This is a genomic window from Pseudomonas sp. BCA17, from assembly GCF_004519405.1.
Lineage (GTDB): Bacteria > Pseudomonadota > Gammaproteobacteria > Pseudomonadales > Pseudomonadaceae > Aquipseudomonas.
On sequence record NZ_SGWI01000007.1, the window covers coordinates 99,380 to 110,975 of the forward strand.

9 protein-coding genes are annotated in these 11,596 nt (G+C 61.3%); 3 read left to right on the plus strand and 6 right to left on the minus strand.

Going from position 1 to position 11,596, the window contains the following annotated elements:
• Positions 1 to 79: 79 nt before the first annotated feature.
• Complete coding sequence (locus EXW71_RS23200) at positions 80 to 1,150, plus strand: fatty acid desaturase (RefSeq protein WP_123717032.1); 1,071 nt, start codon at positions 80 to 82, stop codon at positions 1,148 to 1,150.
• Here EXW71_RS23200 and EXW71_RS23205 read toward each other — a convergent pair.
• Together EXW71_RS23205 and EXW71_RS23210 are read right to left on the minus strand one after the other, a co-directional pair.
• On the minus strand, positions 1,137 to 1,952 hold the full coding sequence (locus EXW71_RS23205) for an ABC transporter ATP-binding protein (RefSeq protein WP_134660324.1): 816 nt from the start codon (positions 1,950 to 1,952) through the stop codon (positions 1,137 to 1,139). The two genes, EXW71_RS23200 and EXW71_RS23205, sit on opposite strands and share 14 nt — an antisense overlap.
• Complete coding sequence (locus EXW71_RS23210; protein ID WP_134660325.1) at positions 1,949 to 3,547, minus strand: ABC transporter permease; 1,599 nt, start codon at positions 3,545 to 3,547, stop codon at positions 1,949 to 1,951. Before EXW71_RS23210 ends, EXW71_RS23205 begins: the two co-directional genes overlap by 4 nt.
• 288 nt (positions 3,548 to 3,835) lie before the next feature.
• On the opposite strand from EXW71_RS23210, the gene EXW71_RS23215 reads away from it, so the two are divergent.
• The gene (locus tag EXW71_RS23215) at positions 3,836 to 4,837 is read left to right on the plus strand and encodes an ABC transporter substrate-binding protein (protein WP_123717035.1); all 1,002 of its coding nucleotides are present in this window, start codon (positions 3,836 to 3,838) and stop codon (positions 4,835 to 4,837) included.
• Positions 4,838 to 4,923: 86 nt separating this feature from the next.
• Here EXW71_RS23215 and EXW71_RS23220 read toward each other — a convergent pair whose 3' ends face one another.
• On the minus strand, positions 4,924 to 5,844 hold the full coding sequence (locus EXW71_RS23220; protein ID WP_134660326.1) for a LysR family transcriptional regulator: 921 nt from the start codon (positions 5,842 to 5,844) through the stop codon (positions 4,924 to 4,926).
• 152 nt (positions 5,845 to 5,996) lie between these two features.
• Here EXW71_RS23220 and EXW71_RS23225 point away from each other — a divergent pair, with 152 nt between their 5' ends.
• The gene (locus EXW71_RS23225) at positions 5,997 to 6,902 is read left to right on the plus strand and encodes a TauD/TfdA family dioxygenase (RefSeq protein WP_134660327.1); all 906 of its coding nucleotides are present in this window, start codon (positions 5,997 to 5,999) and stop codon (positions 6,900 to 6,902) included.
• A gap of 69 nt (positions 6,903 to 6,971) precedes the next feature.
• Here EXW71_RS23225 and EXW71_RS23230 read toward each other — a convergent pair whose 3' ends face one another.
• The 3 genes from EXW71_RS23230 to EXW71_RS23240 form a co-directional block, all read right to left on the minus strand.
• A complete protein-coding gene (locus EXW71_RS23230; RefSeq protein WP_134660328.1) occupies positions 6,972 to 8,579 on the minus strand; it encodes an alkaline phosphatase family protein in 1,608 nt (535 codons plus the stop codon).
• A gap of 271 nt (positions 8,580 to 8,850) precedes the next feature.
• Positions 8,851 to 10,122: a condensation domain-containing protein gene (locus tag EXW71_RS23235; protein WP_134660329.1), complete on the minus strand. Its 1,272-nt coding sequence runs from the start codon at positions 10,120 to 10,122 to the stop codon at positions 8,851 to 8,853.
• A 9-nt stretch (positions 10,123 to 10,131) separates the two neighbouring features.
• Entirely contained in the window at positions 10,132 to 11,556 is a 1,425-nt protein-coding gene (locus tag EXW71_RS23240; protein ID WP_134660330.1) for an MFS transporter, read from the minus strand.
• Positions 11,557 to 11,596: the final 40 nt, after the last annotated feature.

Sequence of the window (11,596 nt, forward strand, 5' to 3'; positions counted from 1 at the left end):
CAAATTGGCGTGTGGGGCTGATGCCCTGGCGCACCGCTTGGGCCAGGATGCATCTATCCGTACACAAGAGGATGGAAGCATGGACGGTACTTCTGCAAGTCCCCAACAGATGAATGCACAGCAACGGTCGGCGCACATCCGTGAAGTCGTGCTGGCCGAAGGTGCGCGACTGCGTCAGCAGCACCCCTGGTTGCTGCATCAGGATGCACTGGGTGCAGGCATCCTGGCGTTTGCGCTGGTCGGCATGCTGGGTTCGGCGGCGCTCTATATCACCGGGCACATGGCCTGGTGGGTATGCCTGTTGCTCAATGCCTTTCTCGCCTCATTGACCCATGAGCTGGAACACGACCTGATCCACAGCATGTACTTTCGCAAGCAGCGCTTGCCCCACAACCTGATGATGGGCCTGGTGTGGCTGGCCCGGCCGAGCACGATCAACCCGTGGATACGCCGGCACCTGCACCTCAACCACCATAAGGTTTCCGGCACCGAAACCGATATGGAAGAACGCGCGATCACCAACGGCGAGCCCTGGGGACTGGCGCGGTTGCTGATGGTGGGCGATAACGTGATGTCAGCGTTTATCCGCATGCTGCGGGCCAAGACCTGGAGCCATAAACTCAAGATCCTGAAGCGCTCGCTGCTGGTTTACGCACCGCTGGCGCTGCTGCATTGGGGCGCGTGGTATGTGTTCCTGGGTTTCCATGCCGCCAACGGCATTGCCGGCCTGCTGGGCACGCCGATTGAGTGGTCCGGCGGTACTTTGCAGATGATGCAGGTGATCGACATCGCCGCTGTGGTGATCATCGGTCCCAATGTGCTGCGCACCTTCTGCCTGCACTTCGTCAGCTCTAACATGCACTACTACGGTGATGTGGAACTGGGCAATGTGATCCAGCAGACCCAGGTGTTGAACCCGTGGTGGTTATGGCCCTTGCAGGCGTTCTGCTTTAACTTCGGCAGCACCCATGGCATCCACCATTTCGTGGTGAAGGAGCCGTTTTACATCCGCCAGATGACGGCCAAAGTGGCGCACACAGTCATGGCCGAGATGGGCGTGCGCTTCAATGACTTCGGCACGTTTGCCCGGGCCAATCGTTTTGAGCGCCACGAGCAACCCGACGCCGCGCTGTCTTTCAGCAAGCAATAAAGGCCAGGGGCAGGTCGCGAATCTGTTCGCGCACGGGCGGCTGGTAGTGACCGTCGCTGGTCAGTTCATGCAACAGCTCTTCGCGCAGTTGGTGGAATTCGAAGCTGCTGCGCTGGCGTGGATGGGGCAGGGCGATGTCCACCACCCGCTTGATCCGCCCAGGTCGTGGCTCCATTACCACCACGCGGTCGGCGAGGAAAATCGCTTCTTCCACATCGTGGGTCACCAGCACCGTGGTGATTCTGGCGCGGCTGCGGATCGCCAGTAACTCGTCCTGCATCTGTTGGCGGGTCAGTGCATCCAGGGCGCCGAACGGTTCGTCCAGCAACAGGATGCGCGGGCTGGCCACCAGCCCGCGGGCGATGGCGACCCGTTGCGCCATGCCGCCGGACAACTGGTGGGGATAGGCCCGGCTGAAGTCAGCCAGGCCGACCAGCGCGATAAAGTCGCTGATGCGCCGGTTGCGCTCAGCCTCGCTGAGTGCCTCATTGACCAGGCCCAGGCCGATGTTTTGCGCCACGGTCAGCCAGGGGAACAGGCGGTGTTCCTGGAACACGATGCCGCGTTCACCTCCGATGCCGGTCACGGCTTTGCCGTCGACCTGGATCTCGCCGCGAAACTGTGTGTCGAGCCCTACCAGCAGGCGCAGCAGGGTGGACTTGCCGCAACCGCTGGAACCCACAATCGCCACAAACTCGCCTTCGGCAATGTCCAGGTTGAATTCGCGAATGGCTTCCAACTCGAAGCCGTCGACGTCAAAACTCTTGCCCACATGGTTGAAGCTGACGATAGGTGCGTTCATACGTGTCTCCAGCGGGTGGCGCGGGTTTCGATGCGTTGGCCGATCAGGTTGAGAGTGGCGCCGGTGAGGCCGACCAGCAGCATGCCGCTCATGATCAGGTCCATGCGCAGCAGTTGTTGGGCTCCGATCATCAGGCTGCCGATGCCGCCGTTGGAGGGCATGAAATACTCCGCGCCGATGGTGCCCAGCCAGGCGTAAATCAGGCTCAGGCGCAGGCCGGCGAAGATGCCCGTCGCCGCACCCGGCAATACCAGGCGGTGCAGGCGTTGGAACAGGTTCAGGCGCAGCACCTGTGCGGCTTCGCGCAGGTGCGGTGACAGGTTCAGGACGCTGCGTTGAGTGGCAATAAACAGTGGAAAAAATGCCGCCAGGGCGATAAATACCGATTTGGCCCATTCCCCCAGCCCGAACCAGGCGGTAATGAGCGGCACCCAGGCGAAAATCGCGATCTGGCGCAGCGCGGCCAAGGACGGGCCGAGCACCCGTTCACTGCGGTGCGACAAGCCCAGCCAAAGGCCCATTGCAAAGCCCAGTCCGCCGCCCAGCAGCAGCCCGCCCAGCGTGCGCCCCAGGCTTTTGCCCAAGGCTGCGCTCAAGCTGCCATCCAGCACCCCGGCGATTGCGCTGTGCAGCACGGTCCAGGGGCTGACCAGAATGTTCGGGTCTACCCACGCCTGTTGCGTCGCCACTTGCCACAACGCCAGTAACAGGAGCGGCAACAGCCACGGTTGCAAGCGTTGCCAGCCGGTATAACGTGGCCCGCGGCGGATCTGTGCGGTGGCCGGGTGGGGCCAGTGCACCCAGAGGCGGTCCAGCCAGCCGACGCCGCGGTCCATCGCCACGCCCAGCACGCCGATGACCACGATGCATACGAAGACGATATCGAGCATGAACAACTGGCGTGCCCACACCATCAGGTAGCCGATACCTTCGCTGGAGGCCAGTAGCTCTACCGCCAGCAACGACGTCCAGCCGGCGGCCAATGCCAGGCGCACCCCGGCCATGAAGGCCGGCAGCGCGGCGGGCAGGATCAGTCGACGGATCAATAGGTGGGTGGGCAGGCGCAACACACGGGCCGCCTCACGCAACGCGGGTTGGGCATCGCGCACGCCGACCAGGGTATGCAGGGTGACGGGGACCACGATCGCTTTCACCAGCACCACCAGTTTCAAGGTTTCACCGATACCGAAAAACACCATGAACAACGGAATCCAGGCCAGGGTCGGCACCTGCGAAAGCGCACTGAACGTGGGAAACACCAGGCGCTCGGCGTGCGCGCTGAAACCCAGCAGCGCGCCCAGTAGAGCCCCGATGCCGATACCGGCCAGCAACCCCCAGAACAGACGTTGCAAACTGATCGCCAGGTGGCTCCACAACTCGCCACCAGCCAGTTCCACCGCACTGCTCCACACCAGCGAAGGCGGTGGCAGGATCTGTTCGCTCATCCAATGATTGCGGCTGGCCAGCCACCACAGTGCAAACAGGGTCAGCGGCAGCAGCCACGGCAACAGGCGCTCGTCAAGGTTCGGCCAACGCGGTGCGGCGCCTTTGGCGGGGGCTGCGAGGGGCAGGCTCAACAGTGAAGTTCGGACCATGGAGGACCTCCGTTGTCGCCAAGGACGTTATGTGATTTCGATCTTATAAACGCGCAATCAATATGATTGGGGGATAAGAAAAATCATTTAAAGCTTCCCTCCAACACGCATCCAATGCATTTGAAGAATATTTTCGATGCTGTTGATGCATATCCTCCTGGAGCCTGCGTTTTAGCTCGCATAGTCCAAAAAGCTATTAAATTGTGAATTTATAGTATTTAAAGTTTTGATCGGCCTGTGCGTACTTTCTGCTCCCCAGGCGACCCCCGCCCACCAGGAGCTGCGCTTATGAAATTGCCATTCAAACGACTGATCACGCTGTTCGCGGGCACCGCGTTGGCCGGCCTGGTGCATGCCGCCGACCTCAAGGAAATCCGTATCGCCGTGCCCGACCTGAGTGCCGGCAGCCAGCACAGCGGGGGTGGCATCACCGACGTACTGCACAGTCAGCAGATTTTTGAAAAAGCCTTTGCTGACCAAGGCATCACGATCCAGTGGAATTACTTCAAGGGTGCCGGCCCGGTGATCAATGAAGCGTTCGCCAATGGTCAGGTGGATCTGGCTTACCTGGGCGACCTGGCGGCGATCATCGGACGTTCCAATGGTTTGGATACCCGTCTGCTCAGCGCCTCGGCGCGTGGCGTGAAGCACTACCTCGGCGTGGTGCCGGGGTCGGGCATCAAGACCCTGCAAGACCTCAAGGGCAAGCGCGTCGCGGTGTTTCGAGGCACGGCCAGCCAGTTGTCGTTTGACGCAGCATTGGCCAGCCAAGGCTTGAGCGAAAAAGACCTGAAGGTCATCAACCTGGACTTCAACGCCGCCGTGGCTGCGCTGGCGGCCAGGCAGATCGATGCCACCTGGGGCAGCTCGGGCCTCAGCGCGCTGCAGGCCAAGGGCTTGGCCGAGATACCTTTGTCCACCAAGGACCTGGGCGGCGCGGGCAGTGTCCAGGCGGTGCTGGTGGGCAGCGGCAAATTTGTCGACGAGCACCCGCAGGTCGTGGCGACGTTGCTCAAGGCCCAACAACAGGCTGTGCAATGGTTGACCGATGACAACCACAAGCAGGCTTACATCGAGCTGGTGTCGGGGCGCGCGAGTTACCCGTCGGTGATCCTCACCAACGATTTGAAGGACCAGAAGCTCAGCGAGATTTTCCCCTCGACCCTGGACCCGGTGTTCCTTGGGAAATTGCAGGATGCGGTGGACTTGGCATCAAAGGAGCGGCTGATTCGCAAGTCGTTCCAGGTAAGTGATTGGGTTGCGCCGAATGTGGTGGCGGCAGGGCTCTGAGGTCCTGGGCTATTGCCAACGGGAGCAAGCCCCCTCCCCAAGCGGGCGTCGCGGTGCGACGGTTCGACTTGCTTCCGATGAAGCTCTTAGACCGCCACACTTACCTCTTGGCGGTCCACCTCCACCAGCGTCTCGATCATCGCCTTAGCTGCCGGTGATAACCGCGAGCCGGTGCGGCTGACCACGCCGCATCGCGCACTCATGGTTTCCATATTCTGCGGCAGATTGCGCCAGTGCAGCAGCACCAGCGCGCCCCTGGCGATGTCTTCGGCAAACGCTTCCTCGGTGCCCACGCCAATGGCATTGGATTGCAGCACGATCTTCACCAGCGCAGGGAAATGCTCGGTCTGGATACTCGGTGAAAAATCCATGCGCCCACTGAGGTTCGCCAGCAGTTTGCGGATGCCCTGGGAGATCAGCGGGGAGGCGAGCGGGTAGTCGAACATGTCGTTGGTCGACAGGCTGTCCTTGGCCAGCAACGGGTGGCCCGGGCGGCAGAAAAAGACGCCGCGCTTGGGGGTCAGTGCGCGGGTTTGGAAATTCGGGTCGGCTTCGAACTGGCGGATGTCGGCGATAAAGAATTCGATCTCTTCACGGCTCAGGGCGCGGCTGAGTTTTTCCCAGTTATCTACCTGGAAACTGGTGCGGATTTTCGGGTGGGCGGTGATAAAGCGCGCCACTGCATCGGGCACCAGTTTCACCGCCGGTGCCGGGCCGCAACCGAAGCGCAGGTCGCCGGCGTCGAGCTTGGTCATGCGTGTCACTTCACTGCTCAACAGGGCAGCGCCATGCACCAGGCTCAAGGCATGTTGCAGCACTACCTGGCCTTCCGGCGTGGGGCGCAAGTCTTTGTGACCACGGTCCACCAGCACGCAGCCGAACTCTTGCTCCAGCCCCTGGATGCTGCGACTGAACGCCGGTTGGGTGATGCCCATGGCGTCTGCCGCGCGCACGAAACTGCGGTGTTCGTTGAGGGCGATGAAGTACCGAAGTTGGCGAAGATCCATATGCTTTCCCGGCATCTGAAAAATAGGTCGAAGGCATTTGCGACCGTGGGAGCTGAGGTTTTAAATGCAAGCTCTTATTCCGTCAACGAAGCATCTATTAATTTGCTAGACCTAAATAGCATATGGATAGAGCGCACAAGAGGGGCGTCACCATGAGCAATGCCGCATTTGCTGTTCAACCCGTCGTCCAAGCACTGGACATTCACCCGGTCGCCGGTCGTATCGGGGCCGAGATTCGTGGCATCAAACTGTCCGGCGATCTGGATGTTGCAACTGTTGAGGCCATCCAGCAGGCCTTGGTGCAGTACAAAGTGATCTTCTTCCGCGACCAGACCCACCTCGATGACCAGAGCCAGGAAGCCTTCGCTCACCTGCTCGGCGAGCCGATCGCCCACCCGACGGTGCCGGTGCGTGACGGTACGCGCTTTCTGTTGGAGCTGGACGGCACGCGCGGCCAGCGCGCCAATTCCTGGCACACCGACGTGACCTTCGTCGATGCCTACCCGAAAGCCTCGATCCTGCGTTCGGTGCTGGCGCCCAAGGCGGGTGGCGACACGGTGTGGGCCAATACGGCCAGCGCTTACAACGACCTCAGCGTCGAACTGCGTGCATTGGCCGACAACCTGTGGGCAGTGCACAGCAACGAATACGACTACGCCGGACGCAAGCCAGACGTGTCGGCGGAAAAGCTTGAGGAATACCGCAAGGTGTTCACCTCCACGGTGTACGAAACCGAACACCCGGTGGTGCGTGTGCACCCGGTCAACGGTGAGAAAACCTTGTTATTGGGGCACTTCGTCAAACGCCTGAAAGGTTATTCCCAGGCGGATTCGACGCAGCTGTTCAACCTGCTGCAAAGCCATGTCACCCGCCTGGAAAACACCGTGCGCTGGCGTTGGAACACTGGCGACGTAGCAATCTGGGACAACCGCGCCACCCAGCATTACGCGGTAGATGACTATGGGACCCAGGAACGTATCGTGCGCCGGGTGACCCTCAAGGGCGACGTGCCGGTGAGTGTGCAGGGGCAGCGCAGTCAGACGACAAAGGGACGTTGAGCGGCAAGGTTTCAGCGACAAGCTACAAGCTTGTCGCTGAAAACTGAAAGCTTGTAGCTCTCGCAGGGCCTACCAAACGCCGATTTGAACCACTTTTTCCGCCTCCGGCTCACCGTATCTGAACTGCCGGCCACGCACATCGATCTCCGTGTGGCTGATGGTGGTGCGCCGCTTCAAGCCACGCAGCCATTCAAACAGATAACCCAAGTGCGTCTCGCGCACCGCCGCATAGGCCGGATCGGCACCCAGGTCGTGCACTTCCTGCGGGTCGTTTTCCAGGTCGAAGAGCTGTGGGCGAAAGCCGTCGTACGCCAGGTACTTCCAACGTTCGCTGCGCACCATGGTCATGCGGCAGCGGTCGATGGGTTGCGCCAGGCGTTCGCGGGCAGGCGCTTGGAACGCGTAGTCGTATTCGGCGATGGCGTAGTTGCGCCAGGTCAGGGGGGCGCCGTGCAACAGCGGGATCAGCGAGCGGCCTTCGAGGCGATGGTCGGCCGCAGGCAGCCCCAGGGCATCGAGGAAGGTCGGTAGCGCGTCGATGGTTTCCACCAGGCGTTCGTCTACTGACCCCCGGGTGATATCGGCGCTGGCGCGAGGGTCGCGCACAATCAAGGGGACGCCTACCGCCGGCTCCAGCAAGAACTCTTTTTCACCGAGGAAGTGATCGCCGAGAAAATCGCCATGGTCGCTGGTGAACACGATCAAGGTGTCGTCCCAGCGGCCGTTGCTTTGCAAATAATCGAACAGCCGACCCAGTTGATCGTCGATCTGTTTGATCAGGCCCATGTACGTTGGAATGACCGTCAGCCGTACTTCGTCACGAGAAAAATTCACGCTCTCCTGGTGCTGACGGAAAGCCTGGTATACCGGGTGATCGCTGGTGTGCTCCGGCTGGATCGGCGCCTGGATATGCTCGGCGCCGTACAACGCGTGATAGGGCGCCGGGGCAATATAGGGCCAGTGCGGCTTGATGTAGGACAGGTGCAGGCACCACGGCTGCTCGGCTTGCTCGCGAATGAAGTCGATGGCGCGGTCGGTGGTGTAGACCGTTTCCGAATGCGCTTCGGCGACGCGCGCAGGCAGCCCGGCGTTGCGCATCTTCCAGCCGCTGAGCACCTCACCGTTTTCACCGGCGGCGGCATTGGCCCATTCATGCCAAGGGTTGGTGCCGTCGTAACCTTTTTCGCGCAGGTAGTGGGTGTAAGGCGCGGACTCGCGCTTGTCTTCAAATAACGGGCTGTCGGGGTAGATGCCGTCGTGTCGGAAGTAGGCGTCGAAACCGACTTCATTCAGCGGTTCGGCTTGCTCGCTGTCGGGGTCGATATGCAGGCGTTGCAACGCCTCCAGGTTCGGCGTGGCGTGGGTCTTGCCCACCAGCGCGGTGCGGATGCCGTGAGGGCGCAGGTAATCACCGATGGTCAGTTCTTCCAGGGGCAGCGGTACGGCGTTCCACGCTACTTGGTGGCTGCTGACATAGCGCCCGGTGTACGCCGACATCCGCGACGGCCCACAGATGGTGCCCTGGGTGTAGGCCCGGCTGAAACGCACGCCGGCTGCGGCGAGACGGTCGATATTCGGTGTGTGCAGGTGGGCATGGCCGTAGCACGACAGGTAATCGCGACGCAGTTGGTCGCACATGATGTACAGCACGTTGCGCAGGGGTTTTGGCTGAGGCATGGGAAGGGTACCGAACGGAGGAAAGGCTTACGTTTTCGCCGTTCGGCTGGGTGATCGGCAAGTGCATTCGGCGAATGGTTTTTATGCAGCGCACGCATCGTGGTTACTGGAGTTCCGCCGACGCTTCGGATGACAGCGAATCGGGATTGATGCTGTCAACAGCTCGGACTTATTTGCTGTCGGCAACGTGGATTTCTGAGCAAGCAAGTTACATCGGTAATTGAATCAGGGCGGTGTGACACCGCCCTGATTGCTTTACACGCGTTACCGATCAAGCGTCGGGGATGCTTTGCAGGTCGCGGATCATCTGCTCGATGACCTGTTCTGCGTGTTCGCCATAGCTATCGGCGTCCATGTCGATCCGCCCTGAAATAAGCTCGTTATGCTCATCCAGAGTGATCTCGAAAGCGACCCGGCAGGTATCGTTCGGCAATAGCTGCAGGCTCATCCACTGGTTGTCACCCAGATCGATGCGACTGCCTTCGCTGCGTGAGTTCCAGGCGTTGAACAACTGGGGAAACGGCAGTTCGAAGCCGGCGGTACGTGTAGACATACCTTCGGGATACAACGCTGCCGGTTCGATGTGCTGCCGCATCGCGGCATTGATCACCGCCCGCTGCACCCGCTTGACCACTGTTGCCAGCGGTTCGTCGGGTTCATGCCGGGTACTGACCGGGACGGTATTGGACAACGGCCCCACCACAGTCTGAGCGGTAGCATCCGGGCGATTGGCGAAGGGCACTCCCGTCACCACAGTCGAGACTCCACTGACGGCACTGATTGCCCGTTGATAGATGGCCAGCAGCAGCGCAAACGGCGTCACGCGCAAGGTTTTGGCATAGTCCGATACCAGGCTGCGGGCAACGGGGGCGGTGAACTTCAGACTCTGCATGCGCCCCTTGCCGATTGTGTTTTTGCTGCGTACTGCATCAAGTCCGTAGGGGCCTGTTCCCGGGTAGACCTCCAGCTGCTGCGCTGTGCTCACGGGCTGTTCCGGCAGGTGCAGCGCCTGGCAATAGTCGTTCCATTGCGTGGAGGAAACCGGGGGCAGGCCCCGGTAATACCGGGTGATGTCGTCGATCAACAGATCAATCGACGCACCATCGCAGGTATAGATCCAGAAGCCGATCCAGACATGCAGGCCAGCCGCGTCGACCGCCGAGGCGATGCGCAGCCCGGGTTCGCCGGCGTGCCGAGCGCGATAGGCGAGAAAGTCCTGATCGCTGAGCGTGGCCTGCACTTGGCCCAACTGCTCACGCAACGCCTGACGCAATGCCTGCTCAGTGGGGGCTCGGCCGATCAGGTGTTCCTGTTCCAGCTCGAACCGCGCCGCGAGGATTGGATGTCGCGCCAGGGTCTGGGCCACGGCATCGAATACTTGTGCCTGGTCACACCCTGCGCTGAAGTCCAGACGCAGGGCGCCGCAATAGGCGCGCCCTGTCTGGTCAAGCATCGCCCCGGTCCATTTTTCCCGCAGTCCCGCGACGCTGGACAGCGTCGTGAGGGGGCCCTTGAAGGTCGGGATCAGGTAGTTCTGATGCATGACGGTTTCCTAAGGCTGGGGGCTCGACGGGGTTGGCTCGAGCGCCAGGGCATTGCGTCCGGCCCAGATCAGCAAGGCACCCCCGAACATGACCAGCGCCGACACGGCGAAGGCGGCTACGAAACCGTTCGCGGCGATGGTCGGCACGCCACTGTTGTCGGAGACCGCCAGTGCCACGGCTGCCAGCAGGGTGACCCCGAACACCTGGAACAGTTGCTGAAGGGTGGTGGTGATGCCCGACCCTGCACCGGCGTCGGCCTCGCTAAGGTCGCTGGTGGCCAACGACTGGGCGACCGGGGCGACACAGCCGAAGCCGATGGAGGTCACCAGCATCGCCGGAAGCATTCCCAGCCAGTAGCTGTGCAGGGGCACGCCGAAGGCAAACAAGGCGAATCCCAGAGCCGAAACTGCCAGGCCGACCACGGCGGCGGCCTGCGAATTCCAGCGCTGCATGACGAACTGCGAAAGGAAGATCCCAGGGAAGAAACCCAGGCAGAAGGGCAGCCACGCCAGGCCCGTCTGCATCGGCGTCAGGCCGAGATAGTCTTGCAGCAACAGCACGCCCAGATAGAACAGGGCGCCGGAGGTCGCAGCGAGAATAGCGACGATGGCGTAACCAGCCATGCGCGGAGAGCGCGTCATCAGGCGTGCCGGAATAATGCCGTTTTCCGAGCGCTTGCAACGACGCAGTACCACCGCGATGCCCAACACGCCCAGCAGCAGAAGCGCCATGCGCTGGCCAGGAAGATGCTCAATGCCAGAACCCATGACGGCCATGACGGTCGCGGCCACGGCCACGATCAGGATCAGCGCGTTGCCCAGATCCAGAGAGGTGGAGCTGCGGTGGCTGAACTTGGGAATCATGACGGCGGCAGCTACGATCAGGAGCATGACAATCGGTACGTTGATCCCGAAGACCCAGCGCCACGACAGATAGTGCGTCAATACACCGGAGAGCAAAACGCCGATGATCGAGCCCAGGCCGCCCAGTGCTGCCCAGATGCCAAACGCCTTGCCGCGTTCGGGGCCGGAAGGAAACAGCAGTGACACCATTGCCAGTCCGGTGGCTGACGCCAGGGCCTCACCGAGCCCCTGACCGGCACGGCTGATGATCAGCACGGTGGCATCTTGGGCGAAGGTTGCCAGTAAGGAAAATCCGCCAAAAATCACTACGCCGACCTGAAAGGTGCGGCGCACCCCGAAGGCATCGCCGATCCGTCCGCCCAGCAGCAACAGCGAACCTGCGGTAATGAGGTAGGCATTCACAATCCAGGTCAGGGATCCGTCCGTGAGTCCCAGGTCGTGTTTGATCCGTGGCAGGGCGACGTTCACCACGGTGGCATCCAGCAGCAGAATCAACTGGATGATCGAGATGACAGCCAGTGCTTGCCATCGTTTTTCGTGCAGCGTTGTGTTGGTTGGTGTGTGCATCATGTTTATCCAATCCTTAGATTTAAAGAGGTGTCGGCCGGCT